This is a genomic window from Virgibacillus oceani, assembly GCF_041521345.1.
GTDB lineage: Bacteria > Bacillota > Bacilli > Bacillales > Amphibacillaceae > Virgibacillus_N > Virgibacillus_N oceani_A.
In genome coordinates, this window is the sequence record NZ_JBGOHB010000021.1 from 1 (window position 1) to 23754 (window position 23754).

23 protein-coding genes are annotated in these 23754 nt (G+C 42.1%); all 23 read right to left on the reverse strand.

The window, feature by feature from the left end:
• Window positions 1-119: 119 nt before the first annotated feature.
• On the reverse strand, window positions 120-371 hold the full coding sequence (locus ACDX78_RS15035) for an acyl-CoA thioesterase (protein ID WP_486028974.1): 252 nt from the start codon (window positions 369-371) through the stop codon (window positions 120-122).
• 110 nt (window positions 372-481) lie between these two features.
• The gene (locus ACDX78_RS15040; RefSeq protein ID WP_486028975.1) at window positions 482-1651 is read right to left on the reverse strand and encodes a thiolase family protein; all 1170 of its coding nucleotides are present in this window, start codon (window positions 1649-1651) and stop codon (window positions 482-484) included.
• 51 nt (window positions 1652-1702) lie between these two features.
• Entirely contained in the window at window positions 1703-2101 is a 399-nt protein-coding gene (locus tag ACDX78_RS15045) for a MaoC/PaaZ C-terminal domain-containing protein (protein ID WP_486028976.1), read from the reverse strand.
• On the reverse strand, window positions 2098-2547 hold the full coding sequence (locus tag ACDX78_RS15050) for a MaoC family dehydratase N-terminal domain-containing protein (protein ID WP_486029047.1): 450 nt from the start codon (window positions 2545-2547) through the stop codon (window positions 2098-2100). Before ACDX78_RS15050 ends, ACDX78_RS15045 begins: the two co-directional genes overlap by 4 nt.
• Before the next feature lie 22 nt (window positions 2548-2569).
• Window positions 2570-3334, reverse strand: a complete 765-nt coding sequence (locus tag ACDX78_RS15055) for a beta-ketoacyl-ACP reductase (RefSeq protein ID WP_486028977.1) — start codon at window positions 3332-3334, stop codon at window positions 2570-2572.
• A 22-nt stretch (window positions 3335-3356) separates the two neighbouring features.
• A complete protein-coding gene (locus tag ACDX78_RS15060; protein WP_486028978.1) occupies window positions 3357-4535 on the reverse strand; it encodes an acyl-CoA dehydrogenase family protein in 1179 nt (392 codons plus the stop codon).
• A 140-nt stretch (window positions 4536-4675) separates the two neighbouring features.
• Window positions 4676-6274 (reverse strand): long-chain-fatty-acid--CoA ligase, encoded by a 1599-nt coding sequence (locus ACDX78_RS15065; protein ID WP_486028979.1) that lies wholly within the window; start codon window positions 6272-6274, stop codon window positions 4676-4678.
• 25 nt (window positions 6275-6299) lie between these two features.
• Window positions 6300-7310 carry a TAXI family TRAP transporter solute-binding subunit gene (locus ACDX78_RS15070; RefSeq protein ID WP_486028980.1) on the reverse strand — a complete coding sequence of 337 codons (1011 nt, stop codon included), beginning with the start codon at window positions 7308-7310 and terminating at the stop codon, window positions 6300-6302.
• Window positions 7311-7315: 5 nt separating this feature from the next.
• Window positions 7316-9286 (reverse strand): TRAP transporter permease, encoded by a 1971-nt coding sequence (locus tag ACDX78_RS15075; RefSeq protein ID WP_486028981.1) that lies wholly within the window; start codon window positions 9284-9286, stop codon window positions 7316-7318.
• A gap of 99 nt (window positions 9287-9385) precedes the next feature.
• Window positions 9386-10534: an acyl-CoA dehydrogenase family protein gene (locus ACDX78_RS15080; RefSeq protein ID WP_486028982.1), complete on the reverse strand. Its 1149-nt coding sequence runs from the start codon at window positions 10532-10534 to the stop codon at window positions 9386-9388.
• Between the two features lie 271 nt (window positions 10535-10805).
• Entirely contained in the window at window positions 10806-11273 is a 468-nt protein-coding gene (locus ACDX78_RS15085) for an MBL fold metallo-hydrolase (RefSeq protein WP_486028983.1), read from the reverse strand.
• The gene (locus tag ACDX78_RS15090; RefSeq protein WP_486028984.1) at window positions 11252-11575 is read right to left on the reverse strand and encodes an MBL fold metallo-hydrolase; all 324 of its coding nucleotides are present in this window, start codon (window positions 11573-11575) and stop codon (window positions 11252-11254) included. Before ACDX78_RS15090 ends, ACDX78_RS15085 begins: the two co-directional genes overlap by 22 nt.
• Before the next feature lie 72 nt (window positions 11576-11647).
• Window positions 11648-12583, reverse strand: a complete 936-nt coding sequence (locus ACDX78_RS15095; RefSeq protein ID WP_486028985.1) for a ketopantoate reductase family protein — start codon at window positions 12581-12583, stop codon at window positions 11648-11650.
• Between the two features lie 4 nt (window positions 12584-12587).
• Window positions 12588-14270: a sigma-54 interaction domain-containing protein gene (locus ACDX78_RS15100; protein WP_486028986.1), complete on the reverse strand. Its 1683-nt coding sequence runs from the start codon at window positions 14268-14270 to the stop codon at window positions 12588-12590.
• A gap of 201 nt (window positions 14271-14471) precedes the next feature.
• A complete protein-coding gene (locus tag ACDX78_RS15105; protein WP_486028987.1) occupies window positions 14472-15443 on the reverse strand; it encodes an electron transfer flavoprotein subunit alpha/FixB family protein in 972 nt (323 codons plus the stop codon).
• Window positions 15444-15513: 70 nt separating this feature from the next.
• Window positions 15514-16287 (reverse strand): electron transfer flavoprotein subunit beta/FixA family protein, encoded by a 774-nt coding sequence (locus ACDX78_RS15110; RefSeq protein ID WP_486028988.1) that lies wholly within the window; start codon window positions 16285-16287, stop codon window positions 15514-15516.
• A 55-nt stretch (window positions 16288-16342) separates the two neighbouring features.
• The gene (locus tag ACDX78_RS15115; RefSeq protein ID WP_486028989.1) at window positions 16343-17107 is read right to left on the reverse strand and encodes an SDR family oxidoreductase; all 765 of its coding nucleotides are present in this window, start codon (window positions 17105-17107) and stop codon (window positions 16343-16345) included.
• A 140-nt stretch (window positions 17108-17247) separates the two neighbouring features.
• Window positions 17248-18279, reverse strand: coding sequence for an Ldh family oxidoreductase (locus ACDX78_RS15120; RefSeq protein ID WP_486028990.1), 1032 nt, complete (start codon window positions 18277-18279; stop codon window positions 17248-17250).
• A gap of 76 nt (window positions 18280-18355) precedes the next feature.
• The gene (locus tag ACDX78_RS15125) at window positions 18356-19117 is read right to left on the reverse strand and encodes an IclR family transcriptional regulator (protein WP_486028991.1); all 762 of its coding nucleotides are present in this window, start codon (window positions 19115-19117) and stop codon (window positions 18356-18358) included.
• Between the two features lie 136 nt (window positions 19118-19253).
• Entirely contained in the window at window positions 19254-20588 is a 1335-nt protein-coding gene (locus ACDX78_RS15130) for a hypothetical protein (protein WP_486028992.1), read from the reverse strand.
• A gap of 405 nt (window positions 20589-20993) precedes the next feature.
• Window positions 20994-21398 (reverse strand): PaaI family thioesterase, encoded by a 405-nt coding sequence (locus tag ACDX78_RS15135; protein ID WP_486028993.1) that lies wholly within the window; start codon window positions 21396-21398, stop codon window positions 20994-20996.
• A complete protein-coding gene (locus ACDX78_RS15140; protein WP_486028994.1) occupies window positions 21399-22415 on the reverse strand; it encodes a hydroxyacid dehydrogenase in 1017 nt (338 codons plus the stop codon).
• Between the two features lie 52 nt (window positions 22416-22467).
• A complete protein-coding gene (locus tag ACDX78_RS15145; RefSeq protein WP_486028995.1) occupies window positions 22468-23655 on the reverse strand; it encodes a thiolase family protein in 1188 nt (395 codons plus the stop codon).
• Window positions 23656-23754 lie beyond the last annotated feature (99 nt).

The following is a 23754-nucleotide window of genomic DNA, read 5'->3' on the forward strand; positions in this document are numbered from 1 at the left end:
AGTGGATTTGGACGGGTTACCACCTGACTATATCCATTATAAAGGACTTTTTCTTTGGATAACAGTAAATTAACGAAAATTTTGCCCATTCCTAATTTTTAGTTTTAATTAATGCAATGCTAGTGATTTCCAATGTTCGTAACAAATGTCGTGACTCTTAGAATTTGATCAGCATATGCCTGTGCCAGATAATCACAGTATATAGACGCTAAAATAAAACTGAATGAAGCACTGCGCTCCGGATAAACCGCTTTAAAAAACTTTGTTCTGGCTTCTTCAAAATATTGAAAATGACGGGTATTGTTGACATGCCCTAATGCATCTGTATCACAGAAACGCACGTACGTTTCAATTTCATGTATCTTTCCCATAGCACACCTCCATCCAGGGGATCTGATTACAGCACTCACCCTTTTTTATGTACTCACAGGGCACTCCATATCCATTATCTTTAACTGGAGTGCATAGGTATCCGTGTTATTTAATTCCGTTCAATAATCATTGCAATTCCCTGACCGCCACCGATACAAGCAGTAATCAAAGCGTGTTTCCCTTCCATTCTTTGCAGTTCATATACTGCTTTGGTAAGGAGAATGGCCCCTGTAGCACCGAGTGGATGGCCATGGGCGATGGCGCCGCCATTCACATTCAGTATTTCCGAATTAAAGTTTAATTCTCGGTCACAGGCGATGACCTGTGCTGCAAATGCTTCATTCAGCTCAATAAGGTCCATGTCATTCAAGTCAAGACCGTAATTCCCCATTACCTTCTTAATGGCTGGCACCGGCCCTATCCCCATTATATTAGGATCGATTCCTCCCACTGCGCTCTCTCTGATAAACGCTAAAGGCGCTAAACCCAATTCTTCAGCTTTCTCCTTTGACATAATAACCAATGCAGAAGCTGCGTCGTTAAGACCGGAGCTATTCCCGGCGGTGACGGATCCGTCTGCTGCAAAGGCAGGCTTCAGTTTCGCCAATCCTTTCATGCTGGACTGGGGACGCGGATGCTCATCCTTTTCAAAAATAACCGGCTCTCCTTTCCGTTGAGGGATGGAGATCGGAACAATTTGTTCATTAAAACGTCCTGCTTCCATAGCTGCCGCCATTTTTTGCTGGCTCGCAAGGGCAAACTCATCCTGCTCCTCCCTGGAAATGTTATATTTCTTTGCCAGATTTTCTGCTGTGATTCCCATCGGAGGGTTTCCAATTCTCTCCGGTGACAATTGAGATTTCCGGAATTTTGGAAGAGCCGCATCATACGGCCGTTCAGCACGGTCCATCAGGTAGGGAGCCCGGCTCATGCTTTCAATCCCGCCTGCGATGTATACATCTCCTGCTCCGGATTTAACAGCCTGTGCAGCCAGCATAGCTGCATTTATTCCTGAACCGCACTGGCGGTCCACCGTCAATCCCGGAAAATTCAGAGATAATTCTGTCTCTAAAGCTGTTAACCTTGCAATATTTCCCCCTCCGCTCAAAACGTTTCCAAATATCACATCATCGATCATTTCCGGTTCAAGATTTGATCTGTTTACTACTTCCTTTATTACTTCCGCTCCAAAAACGTGAGCCGGAACACTGGCCAGTGCTCCACCCTGTCTTCCAATCGCTGTCCGTGCCCCTGCAACGATCACTGCCTCTCTCTCCATCTCCATTCCTCCTTGGCTTCATTTACCCTTTAAGATCAGGTTTTTTATAGATTAATATTTTAGAAATCTTATTTTCCCCTTGATTACTTCTTTTTCATGCTGGTTTACCGCTCTCACCTGGAATTCGAAAATATGGTTATCCGTTTTCTCCAATTCCGCCTGCAATGTGATGACATCTTCCAGAAAAACCATGCCGGCAAAACGGATCTGGTAATCCTGAATAAATCCTTCACTGTAATATGGGGTGAAGAGTTTTGCCAGGTTACCCATTGTCCACATGCCATGCGCTATAATACCGGGAAGACCTGCTTTTTCCGCTTCTTCATCAATCGTATGAATTGGGTTAAAATCTCCTGAAGCACCTGCATAACGTATAAGATCCAATCTGCTTACCGGATCCAGCGTTACTTCCAATAATTCATTTTCCTTCAGTTCCGACATACTGTTCATGCTTGCATGGCCTCCCTTACTTTCTCATTAATAATAATCGTGGATTCCTCTGTGAAAATGACATCGCCATCTGTGCTTTCACCGAACCGCTGAATCACAAGAAAACTCATCAGCCCGTTTTTACCTTCCTTTTCAAAGTAATCTTTCACGCGGGTGCAGCAATAAACTTCTTCCCCTACCAAAAGAGGTCTTTCATAATGATAGTTTTGCTCCCCATGGATTAGACCCTTGTCGGGTAGTTGCAACCCCTCTACGGCACCAAAATCGAACGTTCTCGGGAAAGTAGGCGGCGCCACGTTTGCACCATACCTTGACTGTTTTCCTGTTTCTTCATCGATGAAGATCGGGTGCGGATCCCCGATCGCTTCCGCAAATCGTCTTACGAGCGTGCGTTCCACAGCGTTCTTCACTTTATCTGATTGCTTGCCAATCATATTCTTGTACATCATTACTGTCCTCCCATCCTGCTTAATCTTTCGGTCCTCCGGCAACATAAATAACCTGACCGCTCACAAAAGAAGATCTTTCATCTGCGAAAAATGCAACGGCATTCGCAATATCTTCAGGCTTGCCGCTTCTGGCAACCGGAATTTTACTTATTGCCCCTTGAATAAATTGATCAAAAGGAACACCTACCCGCTCTGCCGTAGCTTTCGTCATTTCTGTTTCTATAAAGCCCGGCGCTACAGCATTTGCAGTAATTCCAAACTTACCAAGTTCAATTGACAAGGTCTTGGTAAATCCTTGCAGTCCTGCCTTAACCGTTGAATAATTTGCCTGTCCTCTGTTCCCTTGAGCAGATGTGGATGAAATATTAATAATACGGCCGTATTTTTGATCAACCATATACTTCTGCACAGCCCGTGTTGCGTAAAAAGAGCCTTTTAAGTGAACATCCATTACCTGCTGCCAGTCATCATCCGTCATTTTAAATAATAAATTATCACGGATAATACCGGCATTATTAACTAGAATGTCTATTCTTCCATACTTATTGGCAATGTCCTTCACTGCTGCTTCTACTTCATCAGCCTGGGTAACATTTGCTTTTTTTGTAAAAATCTCATACCCTTTTGCTTCAAACGCTGTCTGAACTTCATTTAATGCTTCATCATTAATATCAATTACCGCTATTTTTGCGCCTTCCTCCGCAAACCTTAATGCAATTCCTTTGCCGATGCCACGGCTGCCGCCTGTAATAAAAGCTACTCTTCCTTCATAATTTCCTGCCATTATTTTTTCCTCCCTGTTATTTCTATATATATTGCCCTATTTTGACATTGTCTTTGATCAGATTTCTTGAGATGATCAATCTCTGAATTTCATCTGTTCCATCATAAATCCTCCACAGCCTGGCCTCCCTGTACCACCGTTCAATCGGGAGTTCTCTTGTATAGCCCATGCCACCATGAATCTGTAACACCCTGTCAATCACCCGGTTACCCATATTAGCCCCGTACAATTTAGCCATGGAAGACAGATGTCTGTTGTCTTCTCCTTGATCAAGGGTGAAGGCTGCATTAAGAACGAGCCATTTTGCTGCTTCAATTTCCACTGCAGAGTCAGCTATTTGCCATTGGATAGCCTGCCTGTCAGCAATTGGTCTCCCAAAGGTTTCCCGTTCATTTGCGTAATCAATAGCCATTTGCAAAAGTCGCTCCGCTGACCCTACTGCACGTGCTCCTACAATCCATCTTGCAAATCCGATCCATTCCAGTCCCAACTGATACCCCTGGTGCAATTCACCTAAAATGTTCTCTTCAGGAACTCTTGTGTTATCAAAAAACAGACTAGCCGGCCCCCATTCCCCCATGGTATAAATATATTCGGAGGTCCAGCCCATATCGCGGTCAGCTATGAAACAAGTAACACCTTCCCGGCCATTTGTTTTTTTATGTAATTTTTTATCGGTAATGGCAATAACCATGACAAATTCTGCTTCATTTCCTCCAGTGATGAAGGTTTTCTCTCCATTTAAAATCCAATCGTCACCATCTCTAACCGCTGTCATTTTTATATTTTGTGTATCCGAACCTGCCCCTGGTTCTGTCATGGCAAAGCAGGACTTTTTATCTCCATTAATTGTCGGGATTAAATATTTTTCTGTTTGTTCCTCGTTTGCATAGTACAAAATATTATCTGCTGTGCCGCCAAATTTAAAAGGGACAAAGGTTTTGGAAACTTCCATCGTAATGATGGCCTGCATCATCTGTCCCAAATCAGCTCCTCCATACGCTGCCGGTGTATTAATCCCCCAAAACCCGGATTCCTTTGCTTTTCTTGTTAATTCTTCCTGTTTTTCTACCGGCAGACTTGGCTTGCCTTCTATTTCATTCCGAAGCACTTCATTTTCAAGCGGTATTAATTCTTTTTCCACGAATTTTCGTATCGTTTCCTGAACCATTTTCTGTTCTTCCGTCAGACGTAAATGCATATATGATCTCTCCTGTTTCACTATTTTTCAAATTTCGGCTGAAAGAGTTGGACTGGATGCTCCAATTTTTTTAAGATAAATTGATTCATAGATATTGCATTCTCTCATAAAAGTAAATTAATTTGCTGATAACGCTCCATCTAGTTTGTCTTTTCTTTTTCTATCAGCATCCGCTTCAATATTTTGCCTACCGTATTTCTGGGCAGCTCATCAATTACCTCAAATTCCTTTGGCACCTTATATGGGGTAAGATTACGGTAACACAGCCCCTTCACCTCTTCCGTGTCCAATATAGCTCCATCTTTGGGCACCAGATAAGCTTTTAACACTTCTCCTTTTTCCGGGTGGGGAATGCCAGCTACAGCACACTCCTTAATATTCGGGTGTTCATAAAGCACGTTTTCCACTTCCTGCGGATACACATTAAAGCCACCGTTAATTACCATCTCTTTTTTTCTTCCGACGATATAAAAGTAGCCATCTTCATCCTGTTTTGCCAGATCACCTGTATACAGCCAGCCGTTTTTCAATGCGCGATCTGTTTCTTCATTATTTTGCCAGTATCCTTTCATCACCTGCGGCCCTTTAATAATCAGTTCTCCAACTGTCCCAGCAGGTACCTCTGCATGCTCATCATCCACGATTTTGCAATCTGTCAATGGAAAAGGGATACCGATGCTGCCTGCCTTTCGCTTGCCTCCGGGCGGATTGCGGTGGGTGGAGGGAGATGCTTCCGATAAACCAAACCCCTCCCCGATCACAGCACCCGTAATTCCTTCAAATCTCCTGATCACTTCCACAGGTAGCGGCGCAGATCCACAGGAGCAGAGTTTCAAGCTGTCAAGTCCGTATGCCTCCACATTTTCATGGTTGACAAAAGCATTATACATCCTGGGCACTCCGGGGAAAAAAGTAGGCTGATATCTTTCTATTTTTTCCAGCACCTTTTCTGTCTCAAATTTTTTGATAAGTAATACTGTTGCACCTATATAAATACCTAAATTCATTGCACTGGTCATCGCATATACATGATAAAGGGGCGTAACAGTCAACACGACTTCCTTACCAAATTCCATTTCCTCTCCATACATCGCATAGCTTTGATACACATTTGCAACTAGGTTATTATGCGTCAGCATGGCTCCTTTCATCACCCCGGTTGTGCCGCCGGTATACTGGATCACCGCCACATCTTCTTTTGGCCTGATATCTATGCTGCCATTATATGGAGATGCTGTCTTTATCAGTCCTTCGATACTTCGATATTTTTCGGATTCTTCATACGTTACAAAAACATGTTCTACTTGAAACATATCCTCAATCTTTATAAATGTAGCCATACTTCTTTTTTCCACCACCATGCTTTTTACGTTGGAATCATTAACAATCTGTATTAATTCCCTCGTGGTGTAAAGAGGGTTTATTTGCACTACAATTAAACCCAGCTTCATGGCAGCATAATAAGCGATAATGTAGCAGGGCTGATTGGAAACCATCAGCCCCACTCTATCTTCTTTTCTTAAACCTGATTGAACCCAGACATTTGCCAATCGATCTGCCCTGTCCTTTAATTCTTCATAGGAAATGCCTTTATCTTCATAAAGTATCGCCGTTCGATTGCCATTCCTTTCTGCGGTAGTTTCCAATAAATTGTATACAGGTATCTCAGGAATCTCCAAGCTTTCTTTCACGTTTTCCGGATATGCGTGATACCATTTGCGGTTTGCCAATCGACTCACTCTAATTCTCCTCTCTGCTTAGATATTATTCCAGCATACCTTCTTCTTCATAATATCTCTTTGCTCCTGGATGAAGATCCTCTTCATTAATTCCATTTAGAGCTGTATCCAGGCTGAAGTCTTTCGCCCTTTCCGGTACTTGCTGTTCAAACAAATCCTGGTTTTCCCAGAAAAATTTAGTAAGATTATAGACATAGTCTTCATCCAAATCAGCTCTTACTGTGATCATCGTCTCCATAATATAAGTTGATATGTCATCGGGGTTTTCGTCATATGTTCCTCCCGGCAGTGCTCCTCCGGTAATTCCCATATCTTTACTTTCAATACTATCAAGTTTGTCTTCATCTATAGACAGCACTTTTATCGGAGAAGTTACCTCCATCTCCTGCAGGGCTGGTACAAAAGGCGCTCCGCCAGCCAAATAAACATCAACATTGTTGTCCTGAAGCATAGAAGCACCATCAGAATAATTTCCATAAGAGATTTGACCGCCTGCTTCTTCAATCGTTTGCTGGTCAATACCGTATTCGGCCATCATATTCCAGAACGCTACCGGACCTCCCCCACCTTGGGGACCAAGAAAAATATGCTTATCCACAATATCTTCTATTGATTGAATGTCAGTATTATTTGCTCTAGTGGCGATTGTTTGATATACCGGATAAATAGCAGCGATAGCAGCAATCTCCTCTATCGGCTCCTCAAAACCATCTTCACCGTTCAAGGCGGCGTTAAAGTCCGGCGTATAGTTCAGGCCCATTTGAATATCGCCTACTTCAAGGGAGTTTAGATTAGAGGTGGAACCGCCCTCCTGCTGCGTTGCATTTAAGCCATTAAACTCTTCAGCGTAAAGTTCCGTCATCGTCGTAGTAATCGGGTACCAGCCAGATCCCATCGGTCCGGAACCAATTGTTAAAAATTGATCAGGCGCGTCGGGCTTATCCGAATCTCCTGACACTTCCTCATCTTCGCCGCATGCCGCCAAGAGTCCAATTAGAAGAGCAGCAACACCAAATACCCATATTATTTTTTTCATATCCATCACCTTTCCAATTCTATTTTTTGATTAGCTTCTTCTATAACATTTCCGTTTTTTCTCTTTTGCCAGATGATCAAACCTATTGCCATCGCTATACCTATAATGTCACCGGCAAAACCAGGCGTAACCAATAATATTGCTACAATAAACATTAGTAACCGTATTACGGGACCAAGCTGTCCAAATAGATGGTCTTCCAATGTAGCTGCAAAGAAAACACAACTCAAGAAAGCAGTTACAATCGCTATTGTAATTTGCACTGTATCTCCACCCTGCATAAGTAATACAGGGTTATAGGCAAATATAAATGGTACGAAGAACCCTCCCAAACCTATCTTCATTGCATAAGCAGCTGTTTTGAAAGGATCCGATCCTGCTATTCCGGCGGTCGTGTAAGCGGTAATCGCCACAGGAGGAGTAAGACCTGACATCACACCGAAGTAAAATACAAACATATGTGCAGCCACTTCATTTACGCCCATTTGAATTAATGCCGGAGCACCTAAAACAGCCAGAATGACATATGCCGAAACAGTTGGCATTCCCATCCCCATGATTATGGAAGCAATCCCAATAAATACAAGAAGAAGAAACAGATTTCCGCCTGCCAGATCAATGACAAATCTGGAAAAAGTAATACCCAGTCCAGTCAGTGAGACCGCGCCCACAATAATCCCGGCAGTAGCACAGGCTGCAATTACAGTTAAAGCACTTCTGGCCCCATTTTCCAAAGCCGCCAATACACCAAGCAGCTTCATCCGGGTTGCTTTTCGGATCCAGCTCAGTACGAGCGCAAAAAGGATTCCATAAAATCCAGCTTTCATCGGACTGTAACCATACAGCAGCAATCCTATAATCAGCAGTATTGGCAAGAACAGATAACCCTGCCTTAATAAAACCCGCCTTACACTTGGCAGTTGTTCTTTTGGAATACCTGCCATATTTAAACGTTTGGCATGAAAATACACAACCATTCCTGCGATAAAGAAATAAATTACAGCCGGTATCAATGCATAAATTGCCAGCTGTATATACGGAATTCCCAGTGTTTCTGCCATGATGAAAACCGAGGCTCCCATGATTGGCGGCATAATTTGACCACCCTGAGATGCAACCGCTTCCACTGAAGCCGAAAATCTTTTGCTGTACCCGAGTTTTTTCATTAAAGGAATTGTAAATGACCCTGTAATTGCAGCATTTGCGGCTCCGTTTCCCGTTATTGTACCTACCAGTGAACTGGATCCAACAGCAGATAATGCCGGTCCCCCCGTCTTATTTCCAAGCAGCCCAAAGGCAAAATCGGTAAAAAACTGGCCACCTCCGGAACGCATTAGGAAAGCACCAAAGATAACAAACAGGATAAGCACAGTGGAACTCACATAAATTGGTTCGCTGAAAATACCCAATGTACCGCTGAACATATGATCAACCATTCGTTCATACCTGATGCCCGGATGGGCAAGAGCTCCAGGGAAATACTGGCCAAAAAGGATATAAACCAAAAAGAATAATCCTATTCCGGCCATCAGAATCCCGTTGGTTCTCCTTGTAGCGTCAAGCACAAGCCCAATAAACAGGGTGCCAAACACAGCATCCACGGTACTAATATTTCCCTGCCTGCTTTGAATTCCTTCTGCATCAATGATCATGTATCCTGCTGTTGATATCGCTATCAGAATAATGATCACATCAATAAAACTGAATTGCTTCCCTTTCCTGAATGGAAACAGCAGAAAAATCAACATAATCGCCCATAATACGTGAATACTTCTGTGCAGCCAGGATGATAAGGTGCCAAATCCGGCAGTGTATACATGAAATATCGAAAGACCTATGGCCAATAAGGAAATAATGGTTAATAGCATTCTTGATTTGCTCCATTTTTCCTTTCTGCTATCCCAGATTTGTTCCACATATGCTTGCTTTTCCACAACTTTTGTATCAATTTTCTTGGTTGCTGCTTGCTCTCCCATTTGTCTACCACCATCCTTTCTTTACATCTTTTAATGCAGCCAGCCAATTACAAAGCTGCAGGACACCCATTAGCAGGTAAAACAGATTCTCACCTCAGCCTAATTCTCATCCAACACTTTTCTAGCTATAATCAGACGCTGTATTTCACTGGTTCCTTCATATATTTTTGTGATTCTTGCATCCCGGTAAAAATGCTCCACAGCGTATTCTCCGATGTAGCCTATGCCGCCATGAATCTGCACAGCTTTATCAGCCACTTTATTAAAGACTTCCGAGGCAAATAATTTTGCCATGGCAGCTTCTTTTATCACCTTTTCTCCTGCATCTATTTTTTCAGCTGCCATCATAGTTAATGTACGGGCTGCTTCTGTTTCTGTAGCCATATCTGCAAGCATCCATTGAATTCCCTGGTTTGAAGCAATTGGTTTTCCGAATTGCACTCGCTCTTTGGAATAGCTCGCCGACAATTCTATTAATTTATCACAGGAACCAACTGCACGGGCAGCAAGTCCGACGCGGCCCTCTCCTAATATTTTCAATGCACTCATATAACCCATGCCAACTTCGCCTATCACGTTTTCCCTAGGTACCTGGCAATTTTCAAAAATCACCTGAGAAGTATAAGAGCCGCGGAGCCCCATTTTTTTGTCCTTTTTACCTATAATAAGTCCAGGAAAATCCCTTTCCACCAAAAACGCTGTAATTCCACCTTTTGCTCCTTTTTCCTTGTCAGTGACAGCAAATACGGTAAACAAATCTGCTATTGGCGCATTGGTGATAAAATGCTTCGTGCCATTGAGAACCCAGTAGTCGCTATCTCTTTCTGCATAAGTTGACAGATTGGTAGCATCGGAACCTGCGCCCGGTTCTGATAATGCAAATGCACCCATTTTGTTGCCACTGGCCATATCCGGCAAGTATTTCTTTTTGAGGTAATCGGATGCAAGTTTTACAAGGCCTGTGCTCCCTATTCCTGTATGTGCGCTGATCAGGGAAACAAACCCATTATGTGTTCTGCCCAATTGCTCAAGAACCACTGCTTTCCCGACGGCATTCAGACCTATCCCCCCATACTCCTCCGGTATACTGATGCCAAACAGACCCAATTCTTTTGCTTTTTCAATTAAATGCTGTGGAATGGCATCTTCATCTTCTATTTGCTGTGCACAAGGGTCTACCTCGTTATCCACAAAATTTTTAATCATTGTTTTCATTTGCTGAAGTTCATCAGCGATGACTGTTGACATGAAAAATCCTCCCAATTTGATGAATTTTATTAAATGTATCCTTACTAATGCAAAGGCCATGCCAACTTTTCAAATGGGAGAAACCAAGATCGGAAAAACTTTTAGAGCAAGCCTAAACACATAAAAAAAAGAAACATTCATTAAAACAAGATTGAATTTTTTTATTCATTTAATTCATCATTGAATCAAGAACGAGGTAAAGCAGAAATCTTCTCGATTCATTTTTGAATCAACAATTTACTTTTGAATTAAAAAACCTTTAGTCCTAAAATCAACTAAAGGTTTTCTTATCAATTGCTGATATGATGGAAGTGATGATGTGAAGGGAATCCCATTCGCCGTTGGATATGTCTGTAATAGCATATTTTATTGGAAATAAACGTTCACGGATTTCTGGTTCTGTGTAGCCCTGCTTATATAAAACTGCAACTTCACCGGACAGATATTCCAAATAATCCAATTTAGATGCCAGCTTTGTTCTGCCCTCCTCAATGAAGCCTGCATGCGAGCAAAATATGGAATGAAATTCATATGTCAATAATTTTCTGATAGAATTTATAGTTTGTGGGATGGATTCACTATCCATAATCACCTGAGGCTTTGAGGTGACAAACAAATCGCCTGTAAAAATGCACCGTGTCTGTTTCTGGTAAAAAGCAACATGGTCACCAGCATGGCCGGGAGTGTAAATAACTTCCCATTCCTCTTCCATGGAATTCACTTTTTTATCGAGTGGCAAAGGATTAAACTTTCCCTCATCCCCCAGGTATCTTGTCTGTATATAGGGTAGGGAGATTGCTGCCGGCAGATTTCCAAACCTTTCCCATGCACAAATATGGGAATCTGCAGATTACTTTCTATCCACGCTGCATTGCCTGAAAGATCTTCATGACTATGTGTCAGCACCACAAATTTTATTTGCGATGCATGTTCTTTAAAAAATGGGATCAGTTCCTTTTCATGCTTTTGCGGGCCCGTGTCAATCAGCATGCCATCAACAAGAAAAAGGTAAACAGGCCTTCCTTTGCCATCCGAACGCATGACTTCCGATCTTGCACAGATTACATCCTCTTTCTTCCGTATTTCTAAAATAATGGATTCGTCCTTTCTTTTTTATTTTTTTACTTCCTGCATTAAAGCCGCTTGTGTATTCATAAAGGTCAAAATGTTGTACAGCGTTTCTATAACCGGAACAGGAATATCCACTTCCTCTGCTTTTCGCATGACATGCCCGCACATGGCCTCTACTTCCATTTGCTTATTATTCAGCCTGTCCTGCAGCATGGAAGTCCGGTGTCCCCTGGCACGCTCTGCATTTTTAAACATGGTGTCCAATATTTTTTCCCTGTCTGTGGAAATACCCTCTTGAATCGCTACTTCCATCGCTTCTCTACATACAGACTCGGCAGTTCGACGCAATGTTTTTTGATCAAGAATATCTCCAATCCCCGCATTTGAGACGGCAGATAAAGGATTAAAGGTAATATTCCAAAGAAACTTCCGCCATTTTTTTTCAAGGATGCTGCTTGTATGCTTTGCATCAATTCCTGATTTTTGAAAAACCTGAACAATTTCTGCACATGTTTCCCTTGCATCAACAATAAGTTCTCCTATGACTAAAGTTACCCTTCCATCCTGCTGGACGATGCCGGGGGCTGTAATGGCAGATTGTATGTAGGTTGCACAGGAAAAAGTGCGTCTTGCTCCGAATATTTCCATTAATTTTCCCTCATTATCGACCCCGTTTTGCATCGTCATTATGAGTGAATCCTTGCTTATGTACTGATCCAGTTCCTTTGCAATTTGTTTCGTATCATGAGACTTTACGCAGAATAAAATAAGCTGTGAATCTGCCAAATCTTTCAGCTGATCTGTAAATGAGCTCTGCAAAGTGAAAGTATCTTCTTCTTTTTTCACGGTCAGTCCTTTTTCTTTCATTTTCCTCAGATGCTGTCCTCTAGCAAGAAAAGTTACTTCGTTTCCTCCTTCTTCAAGCATTGCCCCAAAAAAACTTCCTACTGCTCCCGCGCCAACCACACCGATTTTCATTCTATCATCCTCCAATATCAATGTTATATTTCTTTAATTTCCTGACAACTGTCGGCTGGCTGGATTTCAATGCCTCAGCTATTTCATACGTGTTATTATATCTTTCTGCAGCCAGGCGCAGTACGTTTTTCTCCGCCATTTCCACCGTTTCCTTCAAAGAGTTAATCTTTTTTTCTGTTTCATTCTGTTGTGGCCGATATTCTAAAGGTAGATCTTCCATAGTAATAGTATCCTTCCGGGCTGTCACCACAAGCCTTTCTATTAAATTCGATAATTCCCTGATATTCCCTGGCCAGTCATAAGAAATAAAGAAGCTTTTTAACCCCTGGTCAAAATCTTTATCCATTTGATATTTTTCAATAAATTTATCCAGATAAAAGTTCATCAAAGGAATAACGTCACTACTTCTGTCCCTCAAGGGTGGGATGCGGATTGGAATAACATTAATCCGGTAATACAAATCCTCACGAAAATCTCCATTCTCTACCATTTGCTGGAGATTCCGGTTGGTTGCAGCAATAACCCGCACATTCACTTTCTTGCGCCGGGTGCCGCCGACACGCTGAATCTCCCCTTCCTGCAAAACCCGCAGCAGTTTGACCTGTAAAGTGAGGGATAATTCTCCGATTTCATCCAGAAAAAGAATGCCATTGTCCGCAAGTTCAAACAAACCGGGCTTTCCTTTATTGCTTGCCCCGGTAAAGGCACCCCCTTCATAGCCGAATAGTTCCGATTCCAGCAATTCAGCAGGGATTGCCCCGCAGTTGACCTTAATTAATTCACCTTCCGTGGACCTTCTGCCGTTGGAAAAAATATAGTTTGAAAGAACATCCTTTCCCACCCCTGTTTCGCCCAGTACCAATACAGTAGCATCAATGTCGGATATTCTCTTGGCGGTATCAAATACTACCTGCATTTCTTCGCTTTCGGCAATAATATCATTCGATTTATCCGAGTTATTTTTTAATAGCTGTAATTCTCGTTTATATTTCCTGTTCAATTCATTCATTTTTGCCAGTTCTGCCTGCAATTCATTTAAATCCGATAAATCCCGTATATTGGTCACAATTTTATCTATTTCCCCATTTTCATTATAAATGGGGCTTCCTGTCAGCAGTGTTTCATTACCCCGGTAATTTTTTTGCACAACAGAAACCATCCGTTTATGTTCCAATACTTTTTTCGTTACGGAACTTTTCAGGATACCTCTCTTGATGAGATCGTTTACATTCTTTCCAATGTAATACTTCTTTGGTATCCCTGTAATTCTCTCAATGGCAGAATTGGTTTTCAGCGTTACACCATTCTTGTCCGTAATATAGATGCCGTCATAGGAATTTTCAATGGTTGTATCCAATTCCTGATTCAGTGTCTTTAATTTATTATTTTCTTTCTTGAGCACACTTAAGGCAACTGACTCAATGCCAAGCAATTCCTTATATTCTTTCTGATGATGTTTTCCGGCAATAAAAATGAAAGCACACTTCTCATATTCCGCATGAATTAATTTGCCGCAATCATAAGATTTCCAGACCGAAAATACAGAGTTGATTTTTTTTCCTGTTGCACCCTTGCCGAGAAGAGAGATAAATGCGTCATTGGATTCTACAATCCGGTTCTCTTCATTTAGCATAATGAAAATAAACGGAGTATGTTTCGATAGAGATTTATTTATGCTACTATTCATCGGGAACAGCTCCTTTATGACTATGTTCAATATACTATTATACGCAATATTATTAATTCGTCTAATTATTTTTAATATAATGTCGGATAGGAAACCTTTGAAACTATTATATGTAAAACTGGCATTTCGGTAATATAAAGAAAAAACTGTATGCACATAAGCCTTAAGAACCCCATCCGCATACAGTTTATTTTTATAATATTAACTCGCCAACTTCCTCATCTCCTCCGTCAACATCGGCACAATCTCAAACAAATCCCCAACAAGGCCATAATCCGCCACATTAAAGATATTCGACTCCGCATCTTTATTGATCGCCACAATTACTTTCGAGTTGGACATCCCGGCAAGATGCTGAATCGCCCCGGAAATACCGACGGCAATATACAAATCAGGTGTAACTACTTTCCCTGTCTGGCCGATTTGCAGGGAGTAATCGCAGTATTCCGCGTCACATGCCCCGCGGGAAGCACCTACTGCGCCGCCCAGCACGTCTGCCAATTCATACAGCTGATCAAAACCTTCCTTGCTTTTCACACCGCGGCCGCCTGCAATAATGACATTTGCCTCGGAAAGATCCACCCCTTCAGAAGCTTTGCGGATCACATCCTTAATCACAGTACGGATGTCCGCTACATCCACTTCCTTGGAAGTAACCTCTCCGGAACGGGATTCATCTTTTTCCGGGGCCGGAATATTATTTGGACGAATCGTGAAAAAGGCGATGCCATCTGTCACGATTTTCTTCTCAAAGGCTTTTCCGGAATAGATCGGTCTTGTGAACACTGCCTTATCTTCATCCACATCAATGTCGACCACATCGGATACAAGTCCGCTTCCCAGTTTGCTTGCCAGTTTAGGAGTCAGGTCTTTCCCGATGGATGTATGACCCATAACAATACCGTCTGGGGATTCATCGTTAATCACAGCCATCACTGCCTGGCCATAGCCTTCCGAAGTATAATTTTTCAAGTTATCATGCTTAACAGTGACGACTTTGTCCGCACCGTATTTTATCATTTCTTCTCCCTGTCCGTCCGGGTCTTCTGCACCCAGTACCACACCTACTACTTCATCTGCATTTATCTTTTTTGCTGCTGTGATTGCTTCAAAAGTTACATTCCGCAGTTCACCGTCTTTTAATTCGCCTATTACTATAACTTTATTGCTCATATCGTTTTGCTCCTCTCGTCGGGAAAATGAATTTATTTTTGTCAGTTCTGCCGCTTAATTGCCGGACTTACTATAATACTTTCTCGTCATTTTTAAGGATGGATACCAATTCCTGTACCTGTTCGCTGGCATCCCCTTCCAGGATTCTGCCTGCTTCTTTTTCAGGCGGCAGGAAAATATCGATGGTTTTGGTTGTTGGTTCCACATCATCTTCTTCCAGATCAAGGTCATCGATTTCAAGTTCTTCCAATGGTTTCTTTTTCGCTTTCATAATCCCAGGCAACGAAGGATAGCGGGGTTCGTTCAGTCCTTGCTGACAAGTAACCAGAACAGGCAGGCTTGTCTCCACGACTTCAACATCGCCCTCCACGTCTTTTTCAATTGTTACACTTTCGCCTTCGATATTCAGATCCGTTATGGTTGTCACATAAGGGATTCCCAGGCTTTCTGCAAGTCTCGGGCCAACCTGGCCGCTCGCTTCATCAATGGCCACGTTTCCACCTAAAATTAGATCTGCTTCTTTATCCTCAAAGTAGGTCTCCAGAATTTTTGCCGTCGTGTAGGCGTCTCCTTCTTCCAGGTCATCTTCCGTGTTGATGAGTACAGCTTTATCCGCCCCCATGGCAAGTGCTGTGCGCAGCTGTTTTTCGGCGTCTTCATCGCCGACTGTAACCACGGTTACTTCCCCGCCGTGTGCATCACGCTGGTTGATCGCTTCTTCCACGGCATACTCGTCATACGGGTTAATGATGAATTCTGCACCGTCATCCTCTATCTCCCCATTGGAAACATTAATTTTTTCTTCCGTATCGAAGGTTCTTTTCAGTAATACATAAATATTCATATTCTTTTCCCTCCTGATTTTTATTTTATATTAAACAAATCTATTAAACCCAAAGTTATCCTTTTGGACCACCGGCAACATACATTACCTGACCGTTCACAAAAGAGGATGTTTCATCTGCAAAAAATGCTATGGCATTTGCGATATCCTCCGGATTCCCGCTTCTGCCGACAGGTATTTCTTTGATCCGCTCATTCATAAACACATCAAACGGTACGCCTACTCTTTCCGCAGTAGCTTTCGTCATATCGGTTTCGATAAAGCCGGGAGCGACGGAATTAGCAGTAATACCAAACTTGCCAAGTTCAATAGCAAGTGTTTTCGTAAAACCCTGTAATCCGGCTTTTGCTGCAGCATAATTTGTCTGGCCGCGGTTGCCAAGGGCTGACGTAGATGAAATGTTAATAATTCGGCCATATTTTTGTTGCACCATATATTTTTGTGCTGCCCGTGCAGCGTTAAATGCTCCTGTCAAATGAACATCCAATACTTGCTGCCAATCAGCATCCGTCATTTTAAACAGCAAGTTATCACGGATGATACCCGCATTATTCACGAGAATATCGAGGGTGCCGAACTGATTTACGACCCGCCGTGCTGCTGTTTCCATCTCATGGCTCTTTGTGATATCCACTTTCATGGTCAAGATATCATAACTCTTGGCCATAAATTCATTTTTCGTTTTATACAGATTTTCTTCATCTATATCCAAGATAGCCGTTTTTGCACCTTCTTTTGCGAATAAATCCGCAATTGCTTTCCCAATTCCACGGCTGCCGCCTGTCACCATAGCGACCTTACCAGAAAATCTAAATGCCAAATCCTTCACCTCCCCCATAAAATAATCACTATTTTAGAATGGTGCTGAATAATTTGCTTAACTCCCAAACTTGGAGATTAGCAGAATTCCGATTCCAAATATTACGCTGCAGTCTTTTGCAGTACTGCTGTTTTATAGTTTTATTTCCCGATAGAAACACCGAATTTTTCCCCCAGCGATTTTAATTCATCAAAAATAGCCGGTGTCAGGGACACCCCTTCCTCCAGGTTCTTCTCTCTTTTCATCTGCTCCAGGTCCCCCGGCATGTATACCTGATCAAAACCTTTAGCCGGGTCGCTGTTCCTTGTTTGCTCTACCCTTACATCCATCCTGTCTTTAAAGTCCGCAATATCTACAAAACTCTCCGGATTTATTACCATAAATAAATGGCCAATATTTTGCGGTGCCGGATCGTCATACATTCTTGGGATGTCTTTTCCAAACAGCGCTCCGGTCATCACACCTGTCATAATATCAATCATCATCGCCAGACCCGATCCTTTTGGACCAAGCGGCAGCAGGTATCCTTCCAGCGCTTCTTTTGCGTCAGTTGTATTTTCTCCATCCCGCGTAATTGCCCAACCTTCGGGAACCTCTTCATCATTTTTGACAGCCAGATTAATTTTCCCGCGGGCCGCATTACTGGTTGCCATATCCAATATGGCCGGATGACTGTTAGTCGGGACGGCAATGGAAAGCGGATTGGTGCCAAGTGTCGGCTCTTTGGATCCCCAGGAAACCATGATGGGGGAGGTGTTTGTCATTGCGATCCCGATGCAATTTTCCGCTGCTGCCATGCTTGTAAAATAGGATGCGGTGCCAAAATGATTCGAATTCAAGACACCAACGCTGGAAGTACCGTATTGTTTGGCTTTTTTGATGGCGTGCTCCATGGCAATTTTACCGGCATACTGGCCCCAGCCGTTATGTGCATCATATAATGCCGTTGTTCCGGTTTCTCTAATTATTTCCATTTTTGTTTCCTTCTCGATAATCCCTTTGTCCAATCGGGCGAGATAGTCCGCCATTTTTGTCACACCGTGAGAGCTGACACCGATTAAATCGGCATCTATCAAACTGTCGGCAATCACTTCTGCTTCATGTTTCGGTATGGCATTCTTCTTCAGTATATCCGTGCAGAATCGTTTCAGGCTGTGTACAGATACTTTCATTTTCAGTCTCCTCGCCTTATTTAATCATCAGGTGCATCAAAAAACACGGAGGCATTTCATTCCATGGCAAACTTAGCTATGTACCGGTATAACCAAGCTCCTTCCAGATTCTCTTAACCGTTACTTTCAGCTTGCCTAATAAAAATGCTTCCCGCTCCTTTGTATAGTCAATATCCGGTATAGTGACCCCGATTGCGGCAACCATATTTCCCTGGTAATCATATATTGGATAGGACATCCCGACTGTGGCTTTGAAATTTTCGGAATAACTGATGGAATAGCCTTTTTCTCTTATTTTTTTCACTTCAGCTTTTATCTTTTCCTTATTATCCAGCGTGTTTGGTGTACGCTTTTTCAGCTCAGTTTTATTTAAATAATCCTCCACTTCTTCATCACGCTTGCCTGATAAGAGCAGTTTTGGTGCTGATCCTGCATACAGCGGTGCTCTGGCGCCTACTTTTACAACCAAACGCACCGGCTTGGAACTATTCACTGTTTCCACATAGACCGACTCATCCCCTTCCATAATGGAGACATGGACAAGCTCATCTATTTCTTCATTTAATTTTTGCATGTGAGGAAGGGCAATTTTGTTATACTGTAGCTGCTCGCTTACATGTTTGCCGTACGTGAGAAATTTCAACGACATACGGTAAGTCACGTCATGGCTGGACTTTCTTTCCTTGACAAGTAACCCGGCTTCCTCCAGTCCATTGGCAAGACGAAACACAGTGGTCTTGGGCATGTTGGCCATTTCGGCTAATTCAATAATGGTCATTTCCGGTTTTTTTAAGAAACTATCCAAAACTTTAATCGCTTTATCTAAACTTTTACTCAAGTTTAACACCTCAGTTGCAGTAAATATTTCCGTATTATAGATGCAGTTCTATAAGTCCGGTAAAAACTTTATAGTTTAATGAAAGAGAAACTCCTGTTAAGACTGTACACTTCCTCTCTGCAACGTAGAAATTCTATTATAATAAATTCAAAAAGAAAACATATGCAAAGCCAAGGATAAAAATGGTGAGAAAATACTTCCCGTTCCAGAAAAATCCTACCCTGATTCCATTCGCATGCACACAGGAACTGATAATAATATTTAGCGCATTCAGCGGACTTAAGGAAGAAGAGAACATCCAGGAAAATATACACATAAATGCCGCAGCAAACAGGTTGACATCCACTTCAGGTACCAATAATAAAGGAAAAATAATCGGTACGGCAATAATTTGATGAATCCCAAGAAATGCCATCATCGTAACAAATGTAACAACAAACAGGAAAACCAATAATACTGACCATTGGGATGCCCAGAAAAGAGCATTACCCAGCCCGGAAGTAATCGGCGTATGGAGCAGGGCATTGCCAAATAATCCAGCACTTAAGAATAGTGCTATTTCCATGTTGGAGTTTGTGTTCATCTGTACTTTATATATTTTTATTTGTTCTTTCATCCATCCCCACTTATTCCGGATAAGTGTCCATAGTAATGGAATGAGCAGACAATTTATACTCACCAGTAGAAGCATTGGCAATTTGGTGATGAGCTCCAGCGCGATCAAGAGTCCGACCAAAAAGAGGACTAATGAAATAAGCAAAGCAAAGTCCCTTTTGCTGGCTTCGGTTTCTGCCTGCAACGCTTCCAGGGCAGCTGCTGTTTCACTTTTTGCAGGACGAAGCAGAAAAATGGCAGTCATAAACATTAGCACAGAAAAGAATACGCCGATTGGCATGTAGGTTATATACGGCATTTCCGCAATGGAAATCACAATACCAACAGAGGCAAAAAACGGTGACCATACAATGGCCTGAGTAAACCCGCCAAAATAGGCACGGGATAATAATTTCGATTCTATTTTCAGCCTGCTTACAAATCCATGAACGATTCGAATGCCACCCATATTCAAGATCGGAGCCACTATTACCATAAAAGAACTGACACCATAAAACGTTTTTCGCTCGTCATTTTTAAATTCATTCAGTTTGGAAATAACTGAATTGATTACCCCTTCTCCTTCCAAAGGGAGAGAAATCAGTGGGGCGAGCAAAATAATCGCCAACAATGCAATGTTCTGCGTAATCCCGTCAAACAGCCCAAGCCATTGACTGCCATATATAACATTAATAATGATGCCGGTAACAAACAAAAAGCCGGTAAAAAGTCTGTTTTTCTTGCTTAACATTTGAAATGCCAGTAAAAACGCTAAAATACATAGTAAAATATAAATTGTATTTAATACTTCATTAGATATAAGTTCTTGTGTAATATAAAGTAAACACATTGATGCAAAAGTAATAAAACGAAACATGATAAACCAGCTTTCCTGCATAATTATGGTTCTGATCCTTGGGAGAAATATTTAATTTGCATTGTGCCGCAGAACAAGCGCACTGTATTTGAGCTGCTCATAGAATTTATGAAAATTGTTCTTAAAACTATAAAAGCCCGCTCAAGTTGCTCGTGAATTCATAATTCGCTCCAATCCAATTGGGAACCGCTCGATAAATAATGTTCATGTCTATAGCAAAATGCTCATAGCCTATAAAAGGTTGCTCATAAAACATGAACGTAATAGTAATATTTTGATGGGACAGCGCATAAGTAAATAAATATTCAAAAACAAATAACTCTTCTATATAATAAGGAAGAAACAGGTTTTAAATGATACTGTTTCCCTCCAGTTATATCTACAAAGTTATCTATTATTTTCCGCTTACACAACCCGAAATGTTCCGGTTGAATGAGCTAATCTGTTTCCATCTTCATCAAATAAATCTGCCTCTACCAGCGCCGTAGAACGGTTCTGATGAATAACATTACCTACAGAATAAACTGTTCCATCTTTTACCGCCTTTAAAAAATGCACATCCATTTCCAGTGTAGTCACTGCATCAAACCCGAGTGAACGGGCGGTAAACCCCATCGTAGTGTCTAAAATGGTTGCATAGACTCCACCATGTACGGAATCTTTTACATTCAAAAATTCAGGAATGATCGGCAGCTTTAATTTAACACTGCCTTTTTCTACTGAATCCCATTCCAGTCCAATATACTTCCAAAAGTTACTTCCTTCAAAGTCCTTTATCATTTTTTCCATAGCCATGTCCATTCCTTTCATTTAAGAAAGATCACCCCAGTTAACAATTGTCGATATTTTTTCCCCTTCGATAGCTTTGATCAGATTGGCTGCTATTGTTACACTGGTCTGTCTCGCAGCTTCCAGACTGATCCCGCCAATGTGGGGAGTTTTCGTGATTTCTTCCATTCCAAGAAACGGATGATCTGCCGGAGCTGGTTCTTTTCGGAATACATCTACTCCCGCAGCATGAATTTGCTTATTTTTTAATGCTTCTACAAGATCTTCTTCATTTATAACACCACCGCGTGCTGTGTTAATCAGTACAGCTTCCGGTTTCATCATGTCAAAATAGGTTTTATTCACGCTCCCGTCGGTTTTTTCATTTAATGGAATATGAAGGCTGATGACGTCGCTTTCCTTAAACACTTCACCCATATCTGTTGTAAGATCAACGCCCAACGTATCAGCAGTTTCCTGTCGTTCTTCCGGGATTCTTCTTACATAAGCCATTACTTTCATACCAAATCCATTTTTCATTATTTTGGCTACTTCTTGGGAAATGGATCCAAACCCTACAAGTCCCAGTGTTTTCCCTTTCAGTTCGCTTGTATATTTCCCATCACGGTAGGAATAATTTCCTTTTTCCATTTCCATGTTAAATTTTACAATATTTTTCATAACTGAAAGTATTAAACTTACCGCATGCTCGGCAGTTGCCACTGTATTAATTTTAGGCGCATGAAGAATGCGTATTCCTTTCTGGGTTGCATAATTAACATCAATGTTATCCAGTCCTACACCAGCTCCTGAAATGGCTTTAACATTTCCGCATGCATCCAGAATCGCCGGTGTAATTTTTGCCGGTGCCCGAAGAATGATGCCATCTACTTTATTATTATTTAAAAATGCTATAATTTCCTGCTCATCAAATTCATTAAATTTGGTTACCTTTGCATTCTTTTGTAAAACATCCTCGCCATCTTTATGATACATGGAGAGTATCTGTACAATATGTATGGATTCCAATAAAACTGCACCTCCGTATTTTTCGTCCATTCCCCTTCTTATAAGTCAGATGGTGACTCTTTAGAATCACCATCTGCATTCATCAATCAAGATATTCAATAATCGTGGATATCCCCTGTCCGCCACCGATGCAAAGGGTAACCAGACCATATTTCTCTCCTCTTCTTTCCATTTCATGAAGAAGTTTTGTCATCAGTATGGCTCCTGTTGCACCAATCGGGTGACCAAGAGCAATAGCGCCACCATTCACATTTACTTTGTTGATATCCATTTTTGCCTCTCTGATCACTGCAAGGGACTGGGCGGAAAAGGCTTCATTCAATTCGATCAGACCAAGGTCATCCATGGTAAGGTTGGCTTGTTTCAGTGCTTTATAGGTGGATTCCACCGGTCCGATTCCCATAATATCAGGAGCAACGCCACTGGTTGCCTGAGCAAGAATTCTTGCTTTCGGCTTCAAGCCATACTCTTCTACTTTTTCTTTATTCATCATCAGCACCACGGATGCGGCATCGTTTCTTCCACTCGCATTCCCCGGTGACACCGTACCGTTTTCTTTAAATACGGCAGGCAGTTTTGCCAGTTTTTCCGGAGAAGTCAGGAATGGATGTTCGTCGGTATCAAACGTAATTGTCTTTTTCCGTTCTTTCACTTCATATGGGACGATCTCTTTTTCAAAACGTCCGGACTTAATTGCATCATCGGCAAGTGTCTGACTGCGATGCGCGAACTCATCCTGTTCTTCTCTAGAAATATTATACTGTTCCGCCAGGTTTTCCGCTGTAAGCCCCATCGTCAGGTTCCCATATTTCTCTTGCGGCTGCGAGCATGGCTGGCTTTCCGTGTTTGGATCCAGCAATACGCCATTTCCTGCACGATAGCCAAAGCGGGCGTTTCTTAAATAGTACGGAGCTGTGCTCATGCTTTCCGCCCCACCAGCAACGACCACATCGGAGAGGCCAAGCTTAATTTGCATATCCGCATTATTGATCGCCTGCAGACCGGAGCCGCACTGACGGTGAACGGTATAACCGGGAACATCCACCGGGAGTTCAGCACGCAATGCTGCAAGACGGGCCAGGTTGGATGTGTCTGCACTCTGCTTTGCCTGACCGAGAATGACTTCTTCCACTTTCACTGAACCACCGTTTTTCTCCATCAGTTCACGGATTACTTTTTCAGCCAGATAGTCCACGGTTACATCTTTTAATGTGCCGCCCATTTTTCCAACGGCCGTTCTCACCGAACCAACAATATATGATTCATTCATGCCATAACACTCCTATTTTCATTTTTCTCGGGACAGAGGGACAACTTCTTCGGTGGGACGAGCATTCAGCGCAGTCCCAGGTTTCGTGTCCCCTTGCTC

What these genes read in the sequence shown, in the direction of transcription:
- ACDX78_RS15035 (WP_486028974.1), bottom strand. Translation starts at nt 371, where the DNA reads ATGGGAAAGATACATGAAATTGAAACGTACGTGCGTTTCTGTGATACA.
- ACDX78_RS15040 (WP_486028975.1), bottom strand. Translation starts at nt 1,651, where the DNA reads ATGGAGAGAGAGGCAGTGATCGTTGCAGGGGCACGGACAGCGATTGGA.
- ACDX78_RS15045 (WP_486028976.1), bottom strand. Translation starts at nt 2,101, where the DNA reads ATGAACAGTATGTCGGAACTGAAGGAAAATGAATTATTGGAAGTAACG.
- ACDX78_RS15050 (WP_486029047.1), bottom strand. Translation starts at nt 2,547, where the DNA reads ATGTACAAGAATATGATTGGCAAGCAATCAGATAAAGTGAAGAACGCT.
- ACDX78_RS15055 (WP_486028977.1), bottom strand. Translation starts at nt 3,334, where the DNA reads ATGGCAGGAAATTATGAAGGAAGAGTAGCTTTTATTACAGGCGGCAGC.
- ACDX78_RS15060 (WP_486028978.1), bottom strand. Translation starts at nt 4,535, where the DNA reads ATGCATTTACGTCTGACGGAAGAACAGAAAATGGTTCAGGAAACGATA.
- ACDX78_RS15070 (WP_486028980.1), bottom strand. Translation starts at nt 7,310, where the DNA reads ATGAAAAAAATAATATGGGTATTTGGTGTTGCTGCTCTTCTAATTGGA.
- ACDX78_RS15075 (WP_486028981.1), bottom strand. Translation starts at nt 9,286, where the DNA reads ATGGGAGAGCAAGCAGCAACCAAGAAAATTGATACAAAAGTTGTGGAA.
- ACDX78_RS15080 (WP_486028982.1), bottom strand. Translation starts at nt 10,534, where the DNA reads ATGTCAACAGTCATCGCTGATGAACTTCAGCAAATGAAAACAATGATT.
- ACDX78_RS15090 (WP_486028984.1), bottom strand. Translation starts at nt 11,575, where the DNA reads ATGCGTTCGGATGGCAAAGGAAGGCCTGTTTACCTTTTTCTTGTTGAT.
- ACDX78_RS15095 (WP_486028985.1), bottom strand. Translation starts at nt 12,583, where the DNA reads ATGAAAATCGGTGTGGTTGGCGCGGGAGCAGTAGGAAGTTTTTTTGGG.
- ACDX78_RS15100 (WP_486028986.1), bottom strand. Translation starts at nt 14,270, where the DNA reads ATGAATAGTAGCATAAATAAATCTCTATCGAAACATACTCCGTTTATT.
- ACDX78_RS15105 (WP_486028987.1), bottom strand. Translation starts at nt 15,443, where the DNA reads ATGAGCAATAAAGTTATAGTAATAGGCGAATTAAAAGACGGTGAACTG.
- ACDX78_RS15110 (WP_486028988.1), bottom strand. Translation starts at nt 16,287, where the DNA reads ATGAATATTTATGTATTACTGAAAAGAACCTTCGATACGGAAGAAAAA.
- ACDX78_RS15120 (WP_486028990.1), bottom strand. Translation starts at nt 18,279, where the DNA reads ATGAAAGTATCTGTACACAGCCTGAAACGATTCTGCACGGATATACTG.
- ACDX78_RS15130 (WP_486028992.1), bottom strand. Translation starts at nt 20,588, where the DNA reads ATGTTTCGTTTTATTACTTTTGCATCAATGTGTTTACTTTATATTACA.
- ACDX78_RS15135 (WP_486028993.1), bottom strand. Translation starts at nt 21,398, where the DNA reads ATGAAAGGAATGGACATGGCTATGGAAAAAATGATAAAGGACTTTGAA.
- ACDX78_RS15140 (WP_486028994.1), bottom strand. Translation starts at nt 22,415, where the DNA reads ATGGACGAAAAATACGGAGGTGCAGTTTTATTGGAATCCATACATATT.
- ACDX78_RS15145 (WP_486028995.1), bottom strand. Translation starts at nt 23,655, where the DNA reads ATGAATGAATCATATATTGTTGGTTCGGTGAGAACGGCCGTTGGAAAA.